We start from the raw sequence: 22,163 nt of genomic DNA, 5'->3' as shown, positions 1-22,163 counted from the left end.
TGCAGGGCCTCCTCCCATGACGTCGGAATCTTCGCTTTTCAGCCATCGCTGGCTGCCGCTTTTTCTGGTGGCGCCGTTCATGCTGCTGATCGTCTTGTTCTTCTATGCGCCGATCTTCCAGGCCTTCTACTGGTCGTTCTTTCTCGAACGCCCCTTCGGCGGCGGCTCGATGTTCGTCGGATCAGAGAATTTCGTCCGTGTGCTCTCCGATCCGGAATTCTGGGAGGCCGGCTGGCGCACCATCGTCTTCATGATCACCGGCTCCTCGCTGGCGGTGCTGATCCCGCTGATCCTGGCAGTCGCGGCCGATCGCAAGATCCGCCTCTCGCTGCCGGCCCGCAACGTTCTCGTCTGGCCGAAGGGCGTGGCGGGCGCCTCGATCGGCGTCGTCTTCGCCTTCCTTTTCAATCCGTTCGTCGGCGTGCTTGCGCCGCTCAATTCCATCGTTCCCGGCATCTGGGCGCCTGGCATCGATGGCACGGACGCCTTCATCACGCTGATAGCAGCCCATGTCTGGGGCGGCATTCCGTTCAATTTCGTCATCCTGCTCGCCGGGCTGCAATCGATCCCGCGCACCATGCACCAGGCGGCCGCCATGGATGGGGCAGGGCCGTGGCGGCGCATCCTCGACGTGCAGCTGCCGCTGATCGCGCCGCAGCTCTTCCTGACGCTGGTGCTGGAATTCACCGAAAGTGTTACCTCGGCCTTCGCCCTGATCGACACGATCACCAAGGGCGGGCCGGGCGGCTCGACGACGCTGCTCGTCTACAAGATCTATACCGACGGCTTTTCCGGCTACGACCTGTCCGGCGCCTCGACGCAGACGGCGATCCTGATGGTCTTCGTCGTTCTCCTCACCGCCGCCCAGTTCCTCTTCCTCGGCCGGCGCATCAACTACGAGCGGTGACCCATGATCGAAAACGCGCGTTCCCTCAACATCGCCGCCAGCCTCATCCTCGTCGTCGGCATCCTCTATATTCTCGGGCCGCTCTACCTGACGCTCGTCACGGCCTCGCAATCCATCAATATATGTTGCGCAACGGGCTGGCGTGGATCCCGGGCGACCAGCTGTTCTCCAACATGGCGCGGGTTTTTTCCGAAACGCACATCCCGATCCAGATGCTCAACAGCCTGGCGGTCGCCCTCGGCGATGCGATCGCCACCTGCGTGCTGTCGTTCCTGTCGGCCTATGCCATCGTCTATTTCCGTGTCCGCTGGGCGGGCGTGGTGTTTGCGCTGATCCTCGCGACCATCATGCTGCCGATCGAGATCCGCGTCATCACCACCTATCAGGTGGCGTCGAACGTGTTTTCGCCGGTAAATGCCTTGCTCGACATGACAGGACTGAACGGGCTGATCGCCAATTATTTCGGTGCGCCCGTGAAGCTCGAATGGAACCTGCTCGACACGCATCTCGGTCTCGTCGCGCCGCTTGTCGCCCACGGCACCGGCACCTTCCTGTTCCGCCAGTTCTTCCTCACCCTGCCGATGGATCTGTTCAAGGCGGCGCGCATGGATGGGACGGGGCCGATCCGTTTCCTGTTCGACATCCTGCTGCCGCTGTCGCGCACCAGCTTCGCCGCACTCTTCGTGCTGACCTTCCTCAGCGGCTGGACGCAATATCTCTGGCCGCTCGTCGCCGCCTCGACATCGGACATGCAGACAGCCGTCGTCGGACTGGCGCGGCTCGTTCCCGATGCCGATGGGACGGTGCCGGATTTTCCGATGATCATGGCCGCCACCATCGTCGTCTCAATCATCCCGCTGGCGATGATCGCGCTTCTGCAGCGCTATCTCGTCCAGGGCCTCGTTCTCACGGAGAAATAGCCATGAACGCGATCGACATGGCGATCCGCGCCGCCGCCGCCAACATCAAGCTGACAGGCGTCACCAAGGCTTATGACGCCCAGACCGTCGTCATCCCCCCGCTCGACGTCGAACTCAGGGCCGGCGAATTCACCGTCATTCTCGGCCCGTCCGGCTGCGGCAAGTCCACGCTCCTGCAGATGATCGCGGGGCTGGAGCGGGTAAGCGCCGGGCAGATCGCGATCGGCGGGCGCGAGGTGCAGGATCTGGAACCGAAGCACCGCGGCTGCGCCATGGTGTTCCAGAACTACGCCCTCTATCCGCATATGAGCGTGTTCGACAACATCGCCTACAGCCTGAAGATCTCGGGCATGGCGAAGGCCGAGCGCATCGACCGGGTCGGGGCGGTGGCGAAGATGCTCGGGCTTTCCGACTATCTCGCCCGCAAGCCGGCGCAATTGTCGGGCGGCCAGCGCCAGCGCGTGGCGATCGGCCGGGCCATCGTGCGCGAACCCGGCGTGCTGCTCTTCGACGAGCCGCTGTCCAACCTCGATGCGCAGCTGCGTCACGACATGCGCGTCGAACTCGCTGAGCTCCACCGGCGCATCGGTGCCACCACCGTCTTTGTCACCCACGATCAGGTGGAGGCGATGACGCTCGCCGACCGCATCCTGATCCTGAACAAGGGGCGCATCGAGCAGTTCGACACGCCGAAGGCGATCTATCACCATCCGGCCTCAGTCTTCGTGGCGAAATTCATCGGCGCACCGCCGATGAACATCCTGCCGGTCATCGGCGACGGCACGGTGCTGAGGCTCGCCGACGGGCAGGTTGCGGCGCAAGCGCCGCTGACCGGCAGCTACCAGCTCGGCATCCGGCCGGAGGATATTCTTCTCGACAGCAAGGCCGGCGGCCGCGCCGTCACCGCCGCGCTGCGTTTTCGCGAGGATCTCGGCTCGCACGCGATCCTGGCGGCCGAGCTCGGCGGCTCGGTCGTCCGGATTGCGACACCTTTCGGCGCGGAGGTTCTGGACCGCGGCGAGCTCTCTCTCACTTTCCCTGCCTCCCGCCTGCATCTCTTCGATGCGGAGAGCGGCAGGGCCATACCCGGCGCATTCGCCGCCCATTGAAGGAAGCCCCATGAAATATATCGATCATATTGCCGATCCGTCGCGTCCCTGCGCCATCGTCGCCCATCGCGGCGCCTGGCTCCATGCGCCCGAAAACAGCCTGGCGGCGATCGAGGCCGCCATTGCCGGCGGCTACGACATCGTCGAACTCGATATCCGCCAGAGCGCCGACGGCGTGCTGTTCATCCTGCATGACGATACGCTGATGCGCATGGCGGGCGTCGACCGCATTCCCGAGGAAATGACGATTGCCGAAATCACCAGCCTCAGGCTGCGCATGGCCGATGGCGGCCCCGGCCAGCCCTTCACGACCGAAACCGTTCCGACGCTCGAACAGGTGCTCGAAACCGTGCGCGGCCGCATCTTCGTCGATCTCGACATAAAGCATCTCGAAATGATGGAAGTCGTGGCAGCCAAGGTCAAGGAAATGGGCATGGCCGACCAGGTCGACCTCAAAGCGCCGGCCGGCACGCCGGAAGCGCTCGCCTGGCTTTCCGGACGGAGCGGGATCGACGGCATACCTTTCATGGGCCAGGCCTTCTTCAAGGAGGGAACCGCCGAGCGGACGGCAGAAACCATCCTCTCGATCAAGCCCTTCATGTGCGAAGCCAAGTTCGACCGGCTGGAAACGCTCGCCGGCCAGCATCCGCGCCTGCGCGAGGCCGGCATCTCGCTCTGGGTCAATACGCTCGATCCGGTCTCCTGCTGCGGCCTGACCGACAGCGCAGCCCTTGCCGATCCCGATGCGGTCTGGGGCCGGATGATGGCATCGGGCATCAGCGTCATCCAGACCGACCAGCCGGCAGCGCTGAAGGCCTACATCGAGGCGCGCCGGGCATGATGAGAGCAGTCAAGGCCGCCGAGCCGGCACGAGGCTTCAGCGGAATTTCCGACAGCCTTTTCGCTGCGCTGATGCAGAATATGCGTGAGGCGGCGGAGGCGGAAATCTTGCCCCGCTTCCTCGGCGTCACCGCCAAGGGCATCCGTACCAAGACGGCCCCGGACGATCTGGTGACCGATGCGGATATCGGCGCCGAGCGGCGGCTCACCGAGGCGTTTTCGGCGCGCTTTCCCAAGGCGCTGCTCGTCGGCGAAGAGGCGGTGTCGGCCGACCCTTCAATCCTTTCGCGGCTCGCCGATGCCGATCTCGCCGTCATCATCGATCCCGTCGACGGCACCTGGAATTTCGCTCATGGCGTGCCGCTCTTCGGCATGATCGTCGCGATCGTCTCCGGTGGGCAAACGGTGGCCGGGCTGATCCACTATCCCGTCACGGGCGATTTTCTTGCCGCCCGGCAGGGCGAGGGCGCATGGCACATCGCCCGCAACGGCATAGAGACCCGGCTTTCCGTCGCGCCGCCATCGCCGCTCGGCGAAATGCATGGCTTCGTGCCGCTGCAGATGTTCCCCGCCGAGGATCAGCCGGTCTATGCGCAGCGCCTGCTGCGCTTTGCCCGCACCACCACATGGCGCTGCTCGGCGCATGAATACCGGATGGTGGCGACAGGCGCGATGAGCTTCTCGCTCAATGCCGAACTCAAACCGTGGGACCACGCCGCCGGCGTCCTCATTCACCGGGAGGCCGGCGGCTACGGCGCACTCCTCACCGGCGAAGCCTACCGGCCGGCCATGTCCGTCGGGCGGCTCCTGCTGGCGCCGGACGCGGAAAGCTGGGAAGCGATCCGCCGGGTGTTGTCGGAGGGATAGCGACCGGCGAGCCGGCTTGCCGTGCGGGAGGCGGGACGCCGCCCGCGCGGCCGCACGAACGTCGCGCCGATAGAACCGGGAACTCCGGTTGCGCGGATGTGTTCGGTCCCTGTGCCCGTGTAGGCGGGTGCTTTCCCAAGTCGGATAGAAGGGATCAACGATGTCTATCAACCTCGAAAATGCAGTCGTGGTTATCACGGGAGCATCGAGCGGCATTGGCCAGGCCGCTGCCGAGGCTTTCGCCCGGCGCGGCAGCAGGCTGGTGCTGGCGGCGCGCAACGGCGAGGCGCTGGAAAAGGTTGCTGAGACGTGCAGAGGGCTCGGGGCGGAGGCGATCTCCGTCGTGACCGACGTGACCGAGCCTGCCGCCGTCAAGGCGCTTGCCGACAAGGCGAAGGACCTGGGCGGGATCGATGTCTGGGTCAGCAATGTCGGCGTCGGCGCGGTCGGCCGGTTCGAGGAAACTCCGATCGAGGCTCATGAGCAGGTTATCCGCACCAATCTGATCGGCCACATCAACGATGCCCATGCGGCCGTGCCGATCTTCCTGGAGCAGGGCAGGGGCGTCTTCATCAACATGATCTCGCTCGGCGGCTTTGCGGCGGCGCCGTTTGCGACCGCCTACAGCGCCAGCAAGTTCGGTCTTCGCGGCTTCTCCGAGGCGCTGAGGGCGGAGCTCGCCGACAAGCCCCGCATTCACGTCTGCGACATCTATCCTGCCTTCGCCGATACGCCGGGCCTTCGGCACGGAGCAAATTTCGTCGGGCGGCAGGTTTCCGCGCCGCCGCCGGTCCTCGATGCGCGCCGTGTGGCCGAGGCGATCGTCAGCGTCGCCAGATCGCCGCGCGCCACCACGACTGTCGGCGTGGTCACCAGTGCAACGAGACTCGCCCATCTGCTGGCGCCCAATCTCGCCGCCAGAACGCTCGCTCGGCTGATGGCCGGCTATTTCAAGCGGGCGCCGCGCGCCGTCGAAAGCGACGGCAATCTCTATCGGCCCTCCACGGACGCGGCTCACATCGACGGCGGGCTCCGATCGCCGCACCGATATTCGGCGCCGCTGCTCCTCGGCCTTGCCGCGGTTGCCGTGCTGGCATTCGGTGCCGCGGCGAGAACGCCGCCCCGCCGGCGGCTGGCTCTGGGCAGCCGGCATCGGATTTGGTAGGGGGCTGCGTGGTGTGCTGGATTTCTGTACGGTGCGCGGCACTCAAGCCGAGTTGGCGGAAGAAATCACTGCCGGCCCACACCCCGCCCGCCAGCAAGCCTCAGCCAAGGAGCCAGATGAAAGCCGCTCATCAGCAGGTACATCGGCGCCATTCCGCCGATCGGGAAGGCATCCGGCGTCGTCATGCAGATCATGTCGTGACTGCCGGTTGCGGCCGTCAGCAGGGCCATGATCGCGAAGGTCGGGGCGGCGGCGAGCGAGAGGTAATCGGCGGCGAGCGGCATCGGCGTCACTCCTTGCCGTAGCGGTCGTGGTGGCGCCACCAGATGCCGGTTTCGTTGCGGCCCTTCGGCGCGCGGTCGAGCCATTGGTATACGCCCCAGAGCCCGTCCAGCCCGCGCGCATAGCTGGAATAACTGTGGTAGACGGCGCCGTCGATCAGCTCGAAAGCGCTGACGCCGGGGCGGTCGCGGGTGTAGGTGGCGACGTCGGTGCCGGTCATCGACGCGATCTGGACGATCGGCGCTTCGCTGCCGCGCAGCTGCCATTCCTGGACGGCGGCGCCGGGCGCGGGTTCGGGGGCGGGCGGCTCGCGGCGGTAGTTGTATTCGATGCCGCCCGAGCGCTGCTCTTCGGCGCTGAACCAGACGCTGAAATCGCCGTTGAAATCGCTGCTGGCGGAGGAGGCCCAGGGAAAACTCCAGTCCATGCGCCGCTTGAAGGCCTGAAGCTTTGCAAGCGGTGCGCGCGAGACCGCCCAGAAGGCGACGTCGTGATTTTCGAGATGGACGAAGAAGCCGTTGAAGCCGTCGGCGATCGAGGAGCAGGAGGGGCATCCGGCGCTGTAATCCGGGCCGAACATGAAGTGATAGACGAGCAGCTGCGAGCGTCCGCCGAAGAGGTCCTGAAGCGAGGCATCGCCGCTTTCCGTGTCGAAGCGATATTGCTTGTCGATCCTTACCCGCGGCAATTGCTGGCGCTTGAGGGCCAGCGCGTCGCTACGCCGCGTCAGTTCCTTCTCCTCTTCGAGCAGATCTAGTCTCGCCGCCAGCCAGCGCTCGCGCGTTGCGTTCAGTTCACCGGTCATGGGGTCTTCTCCTTTGCTTGCCAATTGTCGTAGCATCCGGCGGCTTTGCCGGCCGCTTGCGAGAAGATTACCGCCGGTCAGGCAAATGGCGGGAGTGACAAGTATGACGGGATTTGAATGGACTCGCTGATCACCGCCGCCGCGCGGGCACTGGCATCCGGGGACGCTCTCGGCGCCCTGAAGCGGGTGGCGCTGCGCGACGATGCGCCGGCGCTGGCGCTGCGCGGCATTGCCATGGCGCAGCTCGGCGACCTCGTCCGCGCCAAGGCGCTGTTGAAGAGTGCGGCGCGCGCCTTCGGCCCGCGCGAGGCGGTTGCCCGCGCCCGCTGCGTCGTCGCCGAGGCCGAGATCGCACTCGCCTCTCGCGACCTTACCTGGCCGGTCAAGGCGCTGGAGGCGGCGCGGGCAACGCTTCAGGCCCGCGGCGACCGGGTCAACGCCGCCCATGCCGGCAATATCGCTATTCGCCGGCTGGTGCTGATCGGTCGGCTCGACGAGGCAGAGCAGGTGCTCGGCGCGCTCGACCCGACGCCGCTGCCGCCGGCCTTGCGGACCGCCCATGAGCTGGTGGCATCAGGCATCGCCGTGCGCCGACTTCGGACCGAGGCGGCGCGCGCGGCGCTCGAGCGGGCAAGGCTTTCGGCGCGCGAAGCCGATATCCCGGTGCTGACGGCGGAGGTCGAAGCCGCCGCCCGTGTGCTCGACATGCCGGCCGCGCGGCTGATTTCGCATGGCGGCGAGCGCCCGCTGCTGCTTCAAGAGGTGGAGGCGCTGTTTTCCGGGGAGACGCTGGTCGTCGATGCCTGCCGCCATGTCGTGCGCCAGGGAGATACCGTCGTGCCGCTGGCGACGCGGCCGGTGCTTTTCGCCCTTGCCCGCGCGCTTGCCGAGGCTTGGCCGGGCGATGTCGCGCGCGGCGCGCTCATCGCGCGCGCCTTCCGCGGCAAGCATGCCGATGAATCGCATCGCGCCCGGCTGCGCGTCGAGATCGGCCGGCTGCGTGGCGCACTGCAAAGTCTGGCGGAGGTTTCGGCGACTCAACGCGGCTTTCGCCTCTCGCCGCGCGGCGGTGGCGAGATCGCCGTGCTTGCGCCGCTCGTCGATGGACCGCATGCGGCGGTGCTCGCCTTTCTGGCCGATGGCGAGGCCTGGTCGACTTCGGCGCTGTCGATTGCGCTCGGCGCGAGCTCCCGCACCGTGCAGCGGGCTCTGGACGTGCTGGCCGGGGAGGGCAAGGCGCAATCGCTCGGGCGCGGGCGGGCGCGCCGCTGGCTGAGCCCGCTGCTCGCAACTTTCCCGACGATCTTGTTACTCCCCGGGCCGCTGCCGAGCGACTAAGATGGGGCAAATCCATCAGGAGGAAGAGATGAAGAAATCGGCTGCAAAGATCCTGCGTGAGTATGGGCCTTTTCCCGGCGCTGACCGAGTCAACGGCGTCACCTTTGACGGCCGGCACGTCTGGTTCGCCTCGGGCGACAGGCTGAACGCGCTCGATCCCGACAGCGGTCAGGTGGTGCGTTCGATCGAGGTCGCCTCCCATGCCGGAACGGCCTTCGACGGCGAATTCCTCTATCAGATCGCCGAGGATGTCATCCACAAGATCGACCCGAAGACCGGCCAGATTCTGACCACCATACCGGCGCCCGGCAATGGCGGCGATTCCGGCCTTGCCTGGGCCGAGGGCACGCTCTGGGTCGGCCAGCATCGCGGCCGCAGGATCCACCAGATCGATCCCGAAACCGGCAAAATCCTGCGCACCATCGAATCCAACCGCGTCGTGACCGGCGTCACCTGGGTCGACGGCCAGCTCTGGCACGGCACCTGGGAAGGCGAAGACAGCGACGTCAGGCGCATCGATCCCGAGACCGGAGAGGTGCTGGAACGGCTGGATATGCCGGAAGGAGCCGGCGTCTCCGGCCTCGAATCAGACGGGCGCGACTGCTTTTTCTGTGGCGGCGGCGGCAGCGGCAAAATCCGCGCAGTGCGCCGGCCGGGATAAGGCTGCGGCATCAGAGCGAGCCGGCCGGCCACCTGTACAAGATCCCCCCGATGGCGGACCTGACCTGTTCCTCGGACGGGGGATCGACTTCGAAATAGCTCCGAACCGCGCCGCCAAGGTGGTTATCCGATCGTCCGGAATTGCGGACAGCATCTCCGGCGTCACCCGATGCCCGAGAACATCGAGGATCACCTCGTAACACTCATGCGCCGAGGCATCCTCGAACGGCACCGGCGGGCAGACCGCACTGCCGAATTCTTCGCCCACTGCCTGCTCGAATTCCATTCTCGACATGTCGCTCATGGCCTGCCCTCGTCGAATAACAGAGCCATGCCGATCGCATCGATGAACCGGCCGTCGATGCGCACGGCGCGCCGGGCTATGCCTTCGCGTGTGAAGCCCACTTTCTCATAAAGAGCAATGGCGCGGCTATTGTCTTCATGGACATCGAGCTCCACCCGCAAGAGACCGGCTTCCTGCGCTCCCTTCAGCGTCGTCTCGATGAGCCGCCGACCGAGACCCTTGCCGCGATAGGCGGGAAGAATGCCCATTCCGAGGCTGCCGCGATGAGCGTGAGAGGGGTGGGCATGCCGGCGGATGTCGCACCAGCCGACCACCTCGTCTCCAATGGCGGCGACGAATTGCGGATTGCCCTTCGCGATCATGTCCATGACGAAATCACGCGTTTGCGGCAGCGGCGGCGCCTCGAACATGCTCAAAAACTTTTTCTCGCGTGCGACGGTGTCGAGGGCGCGGTGAAAGCTGTCGCTATGGGCGGCGGCGATCGGCTCGATCCTGATGCCAGATGTATCGCGCGAGGTGACTGCGTCCATATTTTCTCCTTTCACGGCGACTGGCGGTACTGATCTGTAGCTAAATTCATGCATCTGCTGAAGAGATGGTCGAATTTCCTTCAGCACACCCGCCTGGTCCTTCGGGGCCTGCAGGGCACCTTCAGGATGAGGCTCTCGTGGGCACGGCAAGCGGCAATCTCCAACCTTCCCTCATGCTGAGGTGCGCAGCCCGTAGGGCTGAGCCTCGAAGCACGCGCTCGGCGTTGCTTCTTGCAATCTTCTGGCGCAGGGTTGGCTACAACCCCTCTCCGGGAGCAATTCATCGTCCGTCAACTTTTGCGTGTCAACCTCTCGGCTAGCGAAAGCCGTCAAAAGGTCGCGGGAATTGAAGGTCCGGCTCACATCTCACATCACACTCGTCCTGGTGGCGCTCACCTCAGCGGCGGCGGTGCTGTTTTGCGGCTTTGCCTGGCTTGCCTCCGTGAAAGTTGATGATTTCTACTTGCGTCGGCAGGCGGATTTCGTCGGCCAGGGGCTGGAAGAACAAATCCACGCGCTTCCGCGCGAGCAGGAAAGCGTTACCAAATGGGACGACGCTTTCCTGTACGCCAAGCAGCGGAACCATGAATGGCTGCTGGAGAATATTGGCAAATGGACGAGCCGGTATTTCAGGCACGACAGGACCTATATTTTCGATGATACCAACCGGCTGATGTTTGCCTTCCGCGATGGCGTGGATGCGATACCGCCGCGGCTTGGCAGCGACGACGGCGAGCAGGTGGATGCACTGGCCAGCGAGATGCGGGCCGCGCTCGTCGAGGGGGCTGCGAAGCCTGGAGCCGAACCGCTTGGCCAGTTGGCTAGCGTCCGCACGATCATGATCGGCGACAGGCCGGCGATCGCAAGCGCGCGCCCCATGCTGCCCAGTTCGACGCGGATGCAGATCCAGGCAGGCCAGGAATTCATCGCCGTCTCGATCAAGTTCATCGACGTAAAAGTCGCCGAAGACATCGCCCATTATGCCAGGCTCGAAGGCCTGCGTTTTACGCTTTCGCAAGGCCCGGACGAGCGGGCGCATGTGCCCGTATCGTCCCACGACGGGGGCACGATCGGTTATCTCGTATGGCAGCCGATCCGGCCGGGCTTCATGTTGCTTCAGCAGATCGCGCCGGCAGGGCTCGGCTGCCTGGCGCTGCTGATCGCCGCCGTGTTCTGGCTCGGACGCGGCCTGCACCGGACGTCGATGACCCTGCTCGACAGCCAGGCCGAGCTCACCCACCACCGCAACCATCTGGAAGAGATGGTGGCCGATCGGACGGCCGAAATCGAAAGGCAAAGGGCGGAGCTGGACCGGCTTCTGGCACACGAACGCCAGGTGAATGCGCTCCAGCGCCAGTTCGTCGCCATGGCCTCGCACGAGTTTCGAACGCCGCTTGCAATCATCGACGCCGCCGCCCAGCGGCTCTGCCGCTCGACGACCAATGTCAGCGGCGAGTACGTTCACGAAAAAGCCGGAGTAATCCGAAGCGCGGTCGTGCGCATGGTCGATCTGATGGAGAGCATTCTCGCCAGCGGCCGGCTGGAAACCGGACAGATCACACTGAAGCGGAGCGAAGGCGATCTGAAAGCCCTGCTCGTCGCCTGCTGCGACAGACAGCGCGAGCTCAGCCGCTCGCATGTCTTCCAACTCGATCTCGAGATACCTGACCTCTTGACCTTCGATCGCATTGCGATGGAACAGGTCTTCACCAACCTGATTTCGAATGCCGTCAAATATTCGTCCGATGCGTCTGGCATTTATGTTCGCGCTCGGGTTGATGAAAAAACGGTGGAAATCGCCATTGCCGACGGTGGCATCGGCATCGATGCGGATGATCTGCCGAAACTGTTCCAACCCTATTACCGGGCCCGCAGTGCCACGGGCATTGCCGGGACCGGCATCGGACTCAACGTCGTCAAGCAGGTCGTCGAACTGCATGGCGGCAGCGTCGAGGTGATGAGCGAGCTTGGCAAGGGCACAACATTTACCATTCGTCTGCCAATAGAGGTTCTATTGTCGGATCAACAAGTCGCAGCTTAAGGAAGAGCTCATGGTTACAGTCCTGTGCATAGAAGACGAAGTCGAGATCCGGAATCTCCTCGTCGAAGAGTTGAACGAAGCCGGCTACAAGACGCTCCAGGCCTCCAACGGCGCTGAAGGACTGGAAATGATCCTGTCGAAATGGCCCGACATCGTCATCAGCGATATTTCCATGCCTGTTATGGACGGGCACCAGCTTCTGGCGGAAATCCAGATCAATCACCCGGAGCTCTCCAACATTCCCTTCATCCTGCTGACGGCGCTGACCGACCGTGAAAACACGCTCGCCGGTCTGAGGGCCGGTGCCGCAGACTATTTGACCAAGCCGCTCGACTTCGACCTGCTGCTCGCCAAGCTGGAGGGCTGCGTGACGCGGCTGGAGAACGACAAGGCGGTCAATCGGTCGTTTTGAGGGGTGGCGTTGAACGAGATGAGGATGAAGGGCGTGCCGTGCAGCCGCCTCATCCGACCCTGTGGGCCACCTTCTCCCCGATGTGGAGAAGAGGGGAACGCGCGGCCACGTCCGTGTTTCCCGACCGCGCTTTTGGAGGAAGGCGAGACGCTGCCGCACACCCCTTCTCCCCAGCGGGGAGAAGATGCCGGCCGGCAGATGAGGGGGTGAGCGACGATAGGAGCGAATGCCCGGAGCGTGAGCGAAGGGCAACGGCGAGCGTATACATTCTCACATCCTCTGCCTCCCCAATACCTCCTCCAGCACCTCGAATACCCGCGGATCCAACATCTGCGACACATTGAACCGCATGAAATTCGTCGCCGACTGCGACAGGCTGAAAGCATTGCCGGGGGCAAGCACGATCTTCCTTTCCAGCGCGGCCCGCGCCACGTCGGCCGCATCGATGCCGTCGGGCAGCCGGCACCAGAGGAACATCCCGGCCGGCGGCTCCAGCCAGGGCGTTATATCAAGGCCTTTCAGCCGGGCCGAGACCTCGCCCATCGCCCGGGAAAGCCGGTATCTCAGCGTCTCCATGTGTTTGCGATAGCTGCCGTCGCTGAGGACGTTCAGCACCAGTTCCGCCGTTAGCCGGCCGCCGCCGAAGGAGGTGGCAATCTTGAGGTCGGTCAAGCCGTCGATCCATTCCGGTTTTGCGGTGACGAAGCCGCAGCGGGCGGAGGCCGACAGCGTCTTCGAAAAGCTGCCGATGTGGATGACCCGCTCGAGCCCGTCGAAAGCAGCCAGACGAGGCGCCGGCGTGTATTCGAAATCGGCGAAGATATCGTCCTCGATGATGGTGAGATCGAACTGATCGGCGAGTTTCAGCACCCGGTGGGCGGTGACCGGGGAAAGAACCGCGCCGGTGGGGTTGTGGATGGCGGAATTGGTGATGTAGAGCCGCGGCCGCTCATGGGCGACGACCTGGGCAAACAGCTCGATATCGGGGCCGGACGGGGTGTAGGGCACGCCGACGATCTTCGCCCGATGGGCGCGCAGCAGCGCATGGAAGTTGAAGTAGCAGGGGTCGTCGACCAGCACCGTGTCGCCCGGTTCCAGCAGGAAACGGCAGAGCAGATCGATTGCCTGGGTGCCGGATTCGGCCAGCATGATCTGATCCGGCGAGGCCTCGATGCCGCGTTCGCCCATGCGCCGGGAAATCAGCTGGCGCAATGGCGGCAGGCCGAGCGGCTGGCCGTAATCGGCGAGCGCCGGCGCGTCGGCGCGGGAAAGCGTTCTGAGCCCGCGGCGCATGGCTTCGCCGGGCAGCCAGGCAGGCGGCAGCCAGCCGCATCCGGGCTTCAGGTCACTCTCGCCGGCCTCCAGCGATTGCCGCGATATCCAGAACGGATCGACGGCACGGTCGAGTTTCGGCCCGGCCTCGGCAAGCGCAAAGGGCACTGCCTGATTGGCGACATAGAAGCCGGAGCCCGGTCTCGCCAGGATCGCGCCTTCGGCGACCAGGCGCTCATAGGCATCGACCACGGTCGATGTCGACAGTTTCAACGTCGCCGCCAAGCCGCGAACCGAAGGCAGCCTTGCGCCCGGCGTCAGGCTCCGTCCGGCAATGCGTTGGCGGATCGTGGCGACCACCATCTCCACGCGTGTGCGTCCTGCCAGTTCTTCGTTCATCTGTATTGCTTTCCGCACCATAACAGTTTGTCTAAATCGTATCAGACTGTTACTGTTCTGGCCATCCGTGCTGAGCGATAAAGGCGGCAGCGCGCGGCCTTCGAATTTGATTCAATTGGCCGCCTCAAGTCATTGTTTTCATGCCCGCCGTCCAAGGCCGAGCAGGGATTGAACGGCAGGGTCCGGTAGGAAGAGTGCAGAATGGAACGCATGGCGGCGGGATGGATCAACGGCTTGATCGGCGTGGTGATCTTCAGTGGCTCGCTGCCGGCGACGCGTGTCGCGGTGGCGCAGTTCGATCCCGTGTTCCTGACCGTCGCGCGCGCGGCGATCGCCGGGGTGTTGGCGCTCTGCCTGCTGATTGCCTTTCGTGAAAAGCGGCCGTCGGGGCGCGACATCGTCTCGCTTATCGTCGTCGCGCTCGGCGTCGTCGTGGGCTTTCCGCTACTGACGGCGCTGGCGCTGCAGCATGTCACCTCGGCCCATTCCATCGTCTTCATCGGTCTCCTGCCGCTGGCCACGGCGACCTTCGGTGTCATCCGCGGCGGCGAACGGCCAAGGCCGGCCTTCTGGCTCTTTTCCATTTTCGGCAGTACGCTGGTGGCGGGCTTTGCCCTGACGCAGGGCCTGAGCGCTTCGCTGGCCGGCGATTTCCTGATGCTGGCGGCCGTCCTCGTCTGCGGCCTCGGCTATGCCGAAGGCGGCAGGCTGTCGCGCACACTTGGCGGCTGGCAGGTGATTTCCTGGGCGCTGGTGCTGTCGCTGCCGCTGATGGTGACGGTCGCGTTTCTATACCGACCGGCGAGTTTTGCCGGCATCGAAACACCGGCGCTTCTCGGCCTTGCCTATGTCTCGCTGTTTTCCATGCTGATCGGCTTCATCTTCTGGTATCGCGGCCTTTCGCAGGGCGGCATCGCCGCCGTCGGCCAGCTACAGCTGCTCCAGCCCTTCTTCGGCCTGGCGCTCGCCGCCACCCTGCTGCACGAGCCGGTGACTTGGGCAATGCTTGGGGTGACGGTCGCCGTTATTCTCTGCGTGGCGGGGGCGAGAAGGTTTGCGCGGTAGGGCGTGCGCCGGCCTCCACCGGTCACAAAGCCGCCGCTCAATCGTCAGCAAATGGCCCCGTTACCGCCGCATCGTGCCCATTTCAGGCTTCATCGTCGCGACCTCGCCGGCCTTTTCAGCGGCCGCGCGATCGACCGGGCGGTCTTGCTGCCGTCAAAAACGCACGTGAAAAAGGAACGAATATGATCACTCGTTACACACCTGTCGCAACGATGACCGCTGCGGTTTTCAGCCTGCTGGCGTTTAGCCCGGCTTCCGCCGTGGAAATGGCCCAAGCGCAACAGCAGCCTGCCGCGCAGAGCCAGGCGCCAATGCAGGGCCAGAGCGGCGGTACGGCTGCGACGGCCCCCGTCAGCGATCAGAAACTCGAGGCCTTTGCCGTTGCCTACCTGCAGGTCGATAAGGTCAGGCAGGAATATTCGGCCAAGATCGACGCGACGAAGGATGAGGCCGGAAAGCAAAAGCTGCAGGAAGAGGCCAAGAAGCAGATGGTCGATACCGTCGAAGCCTCCAACGATATCTCGGTCGAGGAATATTCCTCTATCCTGACGGCGGCGCAGAGCGATCCGGCTTTGGCCAAGAAGGTTCTGGAAAAGATCGGCACACCGCCGCCGGGACAGTCGCAGCAGCAGCAATAGACAGCCCGCTCCTGCATCATCCTTAAAGTCGGGTGAGGGGCGGTCGGGCTGGAAGTCCACGCGGCGAGCGCTTCCTGCGCCCGCCCCGATCCCGACACGGCCTCACTTGGCGGGCACGACCAGTGCCTCGCCCTTGCGCACGATGTAGGTTGCCAGCTCCGATGCCTTGCCGCTGCCGACGTTCTTCGCCGAATGGACGACGCCTGATGGAATGAACAGGGATTGGCCGGCTTTGAGGGTAACCGGTTGCCTGCCTTCGAGCTGGTATTCCAGTGTTCCCTCAAGCACGAAGGCGACCTCCTCGCCGGGATGCGAGTGATTGGGGGCGAGAACGCCCGGAGCCAGATCGACGCGCACCTGAACGACCTCGTGACCGGGCACGTCGATATCGTTCTTGATGAGATCGGTGCGCTGCACCGGCTGTTCCGCATGCGCGGTCGCCGCGGCGCCGAGCACAAAGGAGAGTGCGATAGCCTGGATCATTTTCATGTTGTCATCCTTCCTGAATTGACGTTTCTCGGCCCATTCGGCCGCACCGGCATTTCAGTCGATGATTGAACCAGGGATGTGTCGGGAACCCCCCATTTTTGTAAGCGCGTGTATCTCTGGCTGCGGCGGGTGGCTCCGGGTGTTGGGAGGATTTTATCCTCTGTCGTGCCGTGCAAGCCCCCCTCTGGCCTGCCGGCCATCGCGCCCAGCCGATCTCTGCCCTTGTGGGGGTGATGCCCGGCAGGGCAGAGGGGGTGCGAACACGCTCCGTCCGATGGATCGATCCGCCGTTCTCCCGCACCTCAAGCCGCCGACGTCGAGCTTCTCACACCCAGCGTCGCAATATCCGTCACCCCGCCGGAGGACTCGAAGTCGAAGATCTTCTGCGTCACCAGCGCCGCAGCGCCTCGGGCCCAGGAATTGTCCTCCCAGTCGGGCAGCAGCGGCGGGGCGGTGCGGAAGGTGCGGGCGGTGAGGGCTTCGCGGAGGGGCGTGAGGAAGTGGTCGCCGAGGGAGACGGCTTCGCCGCCGGCGACGATGACTTCGGGGTCGGTGATGTTGACGAGGTTGGCAAGGGCGGTGCCGATGCTGCGGCCGGAATGGGCGACGAGGTCGGTGGCGGTGGCATCGCCGGAGGCGAGGGCGGTGCGCAGTTCGGCCAGGCCGAGGTCCTCGCGGCCGGTCGCCTCGCGCCAGCGGCGCAGCATCGACAGTTCCGAGTGGTAGGCCATCAGGCAGCCGCGTTTGCCGCATTCGCAGAGCCGGCCGCCTTCCTCGAACAGTGTGTGGCCGAATTTGCCGGCCGCGCCATTGGCGCCGCGATAGAGCTTGCCGTCGATGACAAGCGCGCAGCTGATGCCGACACCGACGGCGAGAACCGCCATGTTGCGGTGCTGGCGGCCGAGGCCGAAGAGCTGCTGGGCGATGGCATAGGCGTTGGTATCGTCCTCCAGCCAGACCGGCACGTGGACGCGGGCGGCGACCAGCGAGGCCAGCGGAACGTTGTCCCATTTGAAGCGGTGGCTTCGCACGCAGGCGGTCTGCTCGTGATTGATGACGCCGGGCATGGAGATGCCGATGCCGGCGAGCTTGGCCTTTGGCCGGCCGGCGAGCTTGACCAGCTCGGGCACGGTGCCCGCCAGGAGATCGGCGACGTCGTCGGGATCATGGCCGGCAAGGCCGACGCGCATGGCGGCAACGGGGTTGGTGGCAAGGTCGGTCGCCACGCATTCCACCGAATCCACCATCAGCTTGAAGCCGACGGCGAGCGCATGCTGGTAATTGATTTCGACCGGGATCGGCCGGCGGCCGGCAGGCCCCGGCACCGCCTGTCCCTCTACGACGATGCCTTCCTCCAGCAGATCGGCGACGACGAAGGTGACGGCGGCCGGGGAGAGGCCGATCACCGTGGCAATATCGGCGCGGCTCCTCGGCCCTTCGCGTCTGAGAAGGTTGAGGATGAGGCGTCGGTTCATGGCTCTGGCCGTGGTCTGGTCGCCTTTGAGCTTCACTTGGCATTCCTTAATTTTGTAAATTAATTATTGCGGGTCGGGTTAATTTATGCATAAGTCTGCCCGCCGATCAACAGAACGAGCCAAACGGGTTAGGGGCGTTGCATCGTGGAGGGTCGGCATGTCGAGCGCCTGATCGAGCGGGCTTCAAGGAGGAGGCCGCTGGAAGCGGGCGGTGTTGATCGATCACCGGGAGGAATTCAATGGCATATTCGAAGCAATTTCCTGCAGCCACGCGCAGAACCTTTCTCAAGGGGGCGGGCCTCGTCTCCGCGGCGGCCGTCACCGGCAGCTTTCCGATGCCTGCGATCGCGCAGGCGCAGGAAGTGACGATCATCTCGTCGGAAAACAACGGTGCGGCGCTCGATGCGCTGAAGTCGATCGCTGCGGGCTTCAGCAAGGAAGCCGGCGTCAACGTGGTCGTCAACAATATGGACCACGAGGCGCATAAGACGGCGATCCGCAATTATCTCGTCGCCGGCGCGCCCGATATCTGCTTCTGGTTCTCCGGCAACCGCATGCGCGCCTTCGTCAAGCGCGGCCTGTTCGACGATATTTCCGACCTGTTCGAGAAGGAAAAATACAACGACGTGCTCGGTGCGACGGCCGGCGCCGTCACCGAGGACGGTAAGCAATACGGCCTTCCCACCGGCGGCACGCTCTGGGGCATGTTCTACCGCAAGGATGTGTTCGAGCAATACGGCTTGACGGTGCCGAAGACCGCCGAGGACTTCATGGCCTATGGCGACAAGTGCAAGGCGGCCGGCATTACGCCGATCGCGATCGGCACCAAGGAATTGTGGCCGGCGGCCGGCTGGTTCGACCAGATGAACCTGCGCATCAACGGGCTCGATAAGCACATGGCGCTGATGAACGGCGAGATGAGCTATCTCGATCCGGCGCTGACCCCGGTCTTCGACCAGTGGGAGGCGATGATCGGAAAGGGCTTCTTCACCCCCAACCACACCTCCTTCGGCTGGCAGGAGGCCGCAGCGCTGCTGGCGCAGAAGAAGGCCGGCATGATGAACCTCGGCGCCTTCCTGCGCTCGGCCTTCACCGAAGCCGACCTGCCGCAGCTCGCCTACGCGACCTTCCCGGTTCTCGATCCCAAGGTCGGCCATTTCGAGGAATTCTCGGTCAACTCTGTCCATATTCCCGCCAAGGCCAAGAACAAGCAGGGCGCGCGCGATTTCCTCGCCTATTTCTACAAGCCGGAAAACCTCGCCGCCTATCTCGAGCCGGGCGGCAACGTGCCGCCGCGCCACGACCTGCCGCCGAGCAAGGATCCGCTCGTCAACGTCGCCGTCGAGACGATGAAGACGGTTCAGGGCGCCTCGCAATATTACGACCGCGACAGCGACCCCGACATGGCCCAGGCCGGGCTCGTCGGCTTCCAGGAGTTCATGGCCAAGCCGGACCGGCGCAAGGCGATCCTGACGCGCCTCGAGGGGACGCGGAAGCGGATTTATAAGATTTGAGCCGCAAGCGCGTTATGTTGCCCCTCACCCTAACCCTCTCCTCGTTCTGACGGGGAGAGGGGACGTGCCCTGCGAGAGGTGAGCGGGGGACCGAGAGGTTGCGGCTTGTTCCCTTCGCCCCGTTTACGGGGAGAAGGTGGCGGCAGCCGGATGAGGGGCTGCCCCACGAGGGCCGCTCGCTCTTATCCTTAAACAAGGTTCTCGACATGCAGACATTATGGCGCCGCCAGCGTTGGTGGCTTACCCCGACTTTGCTCATTGCGCCCGGTATCGCGCTGTTCTTCACCGTCATCCTGCTCTCAGCGGTCCGGAGCGTCTGGATCAGCTTTCACGAATGGGACGGGTTCGGGCCGATGGTGTGGATCGGGCTCGGCAATTACGTCGAGCTCTACAGCGATCCGCAATTCTACGTATCGCTGAAGAACAATCTGATCTGGCTGGTGATGTTCATGGCCGCGCCGCCGATCGGGCTCGCCATTGCGCTCCTGGTCAACCAGAAGATTGCAGGCATGCGCTTCCTGAAGTCGCTGTTCTTCATTCCGCTGGTGCTGGCGTCGGTCACAACAGGCGTCGTCTTCACCTGGGTCTATACGCCGGAGTTCGGGCTGCTGGCGCTGATCTTCAGGGCTTTCGGCGCGGTGGCGCCGGCCGTGCTTTCCGACGAGCATCTCGTCACTTTCGCCATCGTCATCGCCGCACTCTGGCCGCAGATCACCTTCTGCATGGTGCTTTATCTCGCCGGTCTCAATAATCTCAGCGAAGAGCTGATCGGGGCAGGGCGCGTCGATGGGGCGAGGGGCTGGAACATGCTGCGCCACATCGTGCTGCCGCAGCTGACGCAGGTCACCTTCATCGCCATTGCCGTCACCGTCGTTGGGGCGCTTCGCTCCTTCGACATGATCTCGGTAATGACATCGGGCGGACCGTTCGGCTCCTCCTCGGTGCTCGCCTACCAGATGTACGAGCAGTCGATCTTCTCCTATCGCTTCGGCTACGGCGCGGCGATCGCTTCGGTGCTCTTCGTGATCATGGCCGTCTTCATCGCCTGGTATCTCACCCACATCATCCGCAGCGAAGAGAGGGGAGGCTGATGTATCCTCGTCCCATTCCCGAAAGCGCGACCTGGCAGCGCCGGCTCTATGTCTCGGCCGTCGTCCTCGTGCTTATCCTCTGGCTCTGCCCGCTCTTTGCGATCATCCTCACCTCCTTCCGCTCGACGGCGGATGTGATGGGCGGCAATCTCTGGGGCTGGCCGACCGAGATCGGCCTCATCGACAATTACAGGGCGGTCTTCACCGACACGCCGATGGCGCGCTATTTCCTGAACAGCCTGATCATCACCATCCCCTCGGTGATCGGCGTGCTGACGCTCTCGACCCTCGCGGGCTTCGTGCTGTCGCGCTACCGCTTCCCCGGCAACATGCTGATCTTCGCGCTCTTCGTCGGCGGCAATTTCCTGCCGCACCAGATCATGATGATCCCGGTGCGCGACCTGATGGTGCGCCTCGACCTCATCGATACGACGGTGGCGCTGATCATCTTCCACGTCGCCTTCCAGACGGGTTTTGCGACACTCTTCATGCGCAATTTCATTGCGGCCCTGCCGGATGAGCTGTTCCAGGCGGCGCGCGCCGAAGGCGCTTCGCCCTTCCAGACGCTCGTCCATGTGGTGATCCCGCTGGTCAGGCCGGCGCTCGCGGCTCTCGCCATCCTGATCTTCACCTTCGTCTGGAACGATTATTTCTGGGCCGTGGTGCTGACCGTCAGCGACAGCGTCAAGCCTGTGACGGCGGGCCTTGCCAATCTGCGCGGCGAATGGGTCTCGGCCTGGAACTTGGTTTCGGCAGGCACGATCATCGTCGCCGTGCCGCCCGTCATCATGTTCTTCCTGATGCAGCGGCACTTCATTGCTGGCCTCACCATGGGCGCGGTGAAGGGATGAGCCGGCGTCTTCCGTTTCAACAAGAGAGGGCCAGGATATGACCAGTCTCGAACTCCGAGAGATCAACAAGAATTACGGCGCCTATCATGCGCTGCGCGGCATCGATCTCACGGTCGCGCAAGGCGAGTTCATCGTCATGGTCGGCCCGTCCGGCTGCGGCAAGTCCACGCTGCTCAAATCCATCGCCGGCCTGGAGACGATTTCCTCGGGCCAGATCGTGATCAACGGCCGCGATGTGACGCGGCAGGAGCCGGGCGATCGCGGCATCGCCATGGTCTTCCAGTCCTATGCGCTCTATCCGCATATGACGGTGGCCGAAAATATGGGCTTTGGCCTCCGCATGGCCAAGCGCCCGAAGGCCGAGATCGACGCCGCCGTGGCGCGCGCCGCCAAGATCCTCCGGATCACCGACCAGCTCGACAAGCGGCCGAAGCAACTATCAGGCGGCCAGCGGCAGCGCGTGGCGATCGGCCGGGCGATCACCCGCTCGCCCGAGGTTTTCCTGTTCGACGAACCGCTGTCGAACCTCGATGCGGCGCTCAGAACACAGATGCGCGTCGAACTCAGCAGCCTGCATGCCGAACTCGGCGCCACCATGATCTACGTCACCCACGACCAGGTGGAGGCGATGACCATGGCAAGCCGCATCGTCGTCCTCAATCAGGGCATCATCGAGCAGGTCGGCTCGCCGCTGGAGCTTTACCGCAACCCCGAGAACCTGTTCGTCGCCGGCTTCCTCGGCGCGCCAAGGATGAATTTCCTCGGCGTCACCGTCGATGCCGTCTCCGGCCTGGATGTCACCGTTTCGGCGCCCGGCCTGTCGCCGCTGACGGTGGAGCTTTCGCAGCCCACGACACTCACCAAGGGTGCGGGCCTGACGCTCGGCGTGCGCCCGGAAGCGATCTCCGTGGTGGCCGAGGACAGCGAAAGCGGCGCGGTGCATGGCGAAGTCCGCCTCGTCGAGCATCTCGGCCGCGAGACCATTCTGTATATCGATGCCGGCAATCTCCGCACCATCGCGTCGGAAAGCGGCACCGGCAACATCACCGCGCAGCTCTCCTATGTCGCGCCCTTTGCCGCCGGGCAGAAGGTGGCGCTGAAGCTCGATGCGAACGAGCTCTATCTCTTCTCCCCCGATGGCGGCCGCACGATCAGCGCCCGCAAGACCATCCTCGACAAGTAATCAGGA

The 22,163-nt window shown here is 64.3% G+C and carries 20 protein-coding genes and 2 pseudogenes; 16 read left to right on the top strand and 6 right to left on the bottom strand.

Going from position 1 to position 22,163, the window contains the following annotated elements; genetic code table 11:
• Positions 1–16: 16 nt before the first annotated feature.
• The 6 genes and pseudogenes from EFR00_RS17790 to EFR00_RS17765 all read left to right on the top strand — a co-directional run bounded on the left by EFR00_RS17790 (position 17) and on the right by EFR00_RS17765 (position 5,808).
• Positions 17–907: a carbohydrate ABC transporter permease gene (locus EFR00_RS17790; protein WP_077992861.1), complete on the top strand. Its 891-nt coding sequence runs from the start codon at positions 17–19 to the stop codon at positions 905–907.
• Positions 908–910: 3 nt separating this feature from the next.
• Positions 911–1,827: pseudogene (locus EFR00_RS17785) on the top strand (ABC transporter permease subunit).
• 2 nt (positions 1,828–1,829) lie between these two features.
• Positions 1,830–2,936, top strand: a complete 1,107-nt coding sequence (locus EFR00_RS17780; RefSeq protein WP_077992858.1) for an ABC transporter ATP-binding protein — start codon at positions 1,830–1,832, stop codon at positions 2,934–2,936.
• A 10-nt stretch (positions 2,937–2,946) separates the two neighbouring features.
• On the top strand, positions 2,947–3,777 hold the full coding sequence (locus tag EFR00_RS17775) for a glycerophosphodiester phosphodiesterase family protein (RefSeq protein ID WP_038689768.1): 831 nt from the start codon (positions 2,947–2,949) through the stop codon (positions 3,775–3,777).
• Entirely contained in the window at positions 3,777–4,643 is an 867-nt protein-coding gene (locus tag EFR00_RS17770; RefSeq protein ID WP_077993082.1) for an inositol monophosphatase family protein, read from the top strand. Before EFR00_RS17775 ends, EFR00_RS17770 begins: the two co-directional genes overlap by 1 nt.
• A gap of 160 nt (positions 4,644–4,803) precedes the next feature.
• Positions 4,804–5,808, top strand: a complete 1,005-nt coding sequence (locus tag EFR00_RS17765) for an SDR family oxidoreductase (protein ID WP_077992857.1) — start codon at positions 4,804–4,806, stop codon at positions 5,806–5,808.
• A gap of 65 nt (positions 5,809–5,873) precedes the next feature.
• Here EFR00_RS17765 and EFR00_RS17760 read toward each other — a convergent pair.
• Together EFR00_RS17760 and EFR00_RS17755 are read right to left on the bottom strand one after the other, a co-directional pair.
• Positions 5,874–6,080: pseudogene (locus tag EFR00_RS17760) on the bottom strand (hypothetical protein); the annotation flags it as partial.
• 17 nt (positions 6,081–6,097) lie between these two features.
• Positions 6,098–6,895 carry a DUF899 domain-containing protein gene (locus EFR00_RS17755; protein WP_009994583.1) on the bottom strand — a complete coding sequence of 266 codons (798 nt, stop codon included), beginning with the start codon at positions 6,893–6,895 and terminating at the stop codon, positions 6,098–6,100.
• 117 nt (positions 6,896–7,012) lie between these two features.
• On the opposite strand from EFR00_RS17755, the gene EFR00_RS17750 reads away from it, so the two are divergent.
• Positions 7,013–8,233 (top strand): hypothetical protein, encoded by a 1,221-nt coding sequence (locus tag EFR00_RS17750; protein WP_009994585.1) that lies wholly within the window; start codon positions 7,013–7,015, stop codon positions 8,231–8,233.
• A 28-nt stretch (positions 8,234–8,261) separates the two neighbouring features.
• Entirely contained in the window at positions 8,262–8,894 is a 633-nt protein-coding gene (locus tag EFR00_RS17745; protein WP_077993081.1) for a Vgb family protein, read from the top strand.
• Between the two features lie 299 nt (positions 8,895–9,193).
• On the opposite strand, the gene EFR00_RS17740 is transcribed toward EFR00_RS17745, so the two are convergent.
• Positions 9,194–9,727 (bottom strand): GNAT family N-acetyltransferase, encoded by a 534-nt coding sequence (locus EFR00_RS17740; protein WP_009994128.1) that lies wholly within the window; start codon positions 9,725–9,727, stop codon positions 9,194–9,196.
• 346 nt (positions 9,728–10,073) lie between these two features.
• On the opposite strand from EFR00_RS17740, the gene EFR00_RS17735 reads away from it, so the two are divergent.
• Together EFR00_RS17735 and EFR00_RS17730 are read left to right on the top strand one after the other, a co-directional pair.
• Entirely contained in the window at positions 10,074–11,768 is a 1,695-nt protein-coding gene (locus tag EFR00_RS17735) for a sensor histidine kinase (RefSeq protein ID WP_077992856.1), read from the top strand.
• A gap of 10 nt (positions 11,769–11,778) precedes the next feature.
• Positions 11,779–12,180, top strand: a complete 402-nt coding sequence (locus tag EFR00_RS17730) for a response regulator (protein ID WP_039620654.1) — start codon at positions 11,779–11,781, stop codon at positions 12,178–12,180.
• Positions 12,181–12,450: 270 nt separating this feature from the next.
• Here EFR00_RS17730 and EFR00_RS17725 read toward each other — a convergent pair whose 3' ends face one another.
• Positions 12,451–13,872, bottom strand: a complete 1,422-nt coding sequence (locus tag EFR00_RS17725; RefSeq protein ID WP_077992855.1) for an aminotransferase-like domain-containing protein — start codon at positions 13,870–13,872, stop codon at positions 12,451–12,453.
• Between the two features lie 180 nt (positions 13,873–14,052).
• On the opposite strand from EFR00_RS17725, the gene EFR00_RS17720 reads away from it, so the two are divergent.
• Together EFR00_RS17720 and EFR00_RS17715 are read left to right on the top strand one after the other, a co-directional pair.
• Positions 14,053–14,916, top strand: a complete 864-nt coding sequence (locus EFR00_RS17720) for a DMT family transporter (RefSeq protein ID WP_077992853.1) — start codon at positions 14,053–14,055, stop codon at positions 14,914–14,916.
• Between the two features lie 182 nt (positions 14,917–15,098).
• A complete protein-coding gene (locus tag EFR00_RS17715) occupies positions 15,099–15,554 on the top strand; it encodes a DUF4168 domain-containing protein (RefSeq protein ID WP_009993066.1) in 456 nt (151 codons plus the stop codon).
• Positions 15,555–15,656: 102 nt separating this feature from the next.
• Here EFR00_RS17715 and EFR00_RS17710 read toward each other — a convergent pair whose 3' ends face one another.
• The gene (locus EFR00_RS17710; protein ID WP_009993065.1) at positions 15,657–16,043 is read right to left on the bottom strand and encodes a cupin domain-containing protein; all 387 of its coding nucleotides are present in this window, start codon (positions 16,041–16,043) and stop codon (positions 15,657–15,659) included.
• Positions 16,044–16,345: 302 nt separating this feature from the next.
• Positions 16,346–17,554: an ROK family protein gene (locus tag EFR00_RS17705; RefSeq protein WP_077992851.1), complete on the bottom strand. Its 1,209-nt coding sequence runs from the start codon at positions 17,552–17,554 to the stop codon at positions 16,346–16,348.
• Positions 17,555–17,757: 203 nt separating this feature from the next.
• On the opposite strand from EFR00_RS17705, the gene EFR00_RS17700 reads away from it, so the two are divergent.
• From EFR00_RS17700 to EFR00_RS17685, 4 genes are all read left to right on the top strand, one after another.
• Positions 17,758–19,032, top strand: a complete 1,275-nt coding sequence (locus EFR00_RS17700) for an ABC transporter substrate-binding protein (RefSeq protein WP_077992849.1) — start codon at positions 17,758–17,760, stop codon at positions 19,030–19,032.
• Between the two features lie 206 nt (positions 19,033–19,238).
• Positions 19,239–20,123, top strand: a complete 885-nt coding sequence (locus EFR00_RS17695) for a carbohydrate ABC transporter permease (protein ID WP_077992847.1) — start codon at positions 19,239–19,241, stop codon at positions 20,121–20,123.
• Complete coding sequence (locus tag EFR00_RS17690; protein ID WP_077992844.1) at positions 20,123–20,974, top strand: carbohydrate ABC transporter permease; 852 nt, start codon at positions 20,123–20,125, stop codon at positions 20,972–20,974. The genes EFR00_RS17695 and EFR00_RS17690 overlap by 1 nt, the downstream gene beginning before the upstream one ends.
• A 37-nt stretch (positions 20,975–21,011) precedes the next feature.
• Positions 21,012–22,157: an ABC transporter ATP-binding protein gene (locus tag EFR00_RS17685; protein WP_077992842.1), complete on the top strand. Its 1,146-nt coding sequence runs from the start codon at positions 21,012–21,014 to the stop codon at positions 22,155–22,157.
• Positions 22,158–22,163: the final 6 nt, after the last annotated feature.

The organism is Rhizobium sophoriradicis (assembly GCF_003939025.1).
Taxonomy (GTDB): domain Bacteria; phylum Pseudomonadota; class Alphaproteobacteria; order Rhizobiales; family Rhizobiaceae; genus Rhizobium; species Rhizobium sophoriradicis.
Note: the sequence above shows the minus strand (reverse complement) of the source record. Positions and strands in the feature narration are given on the sequence as shown.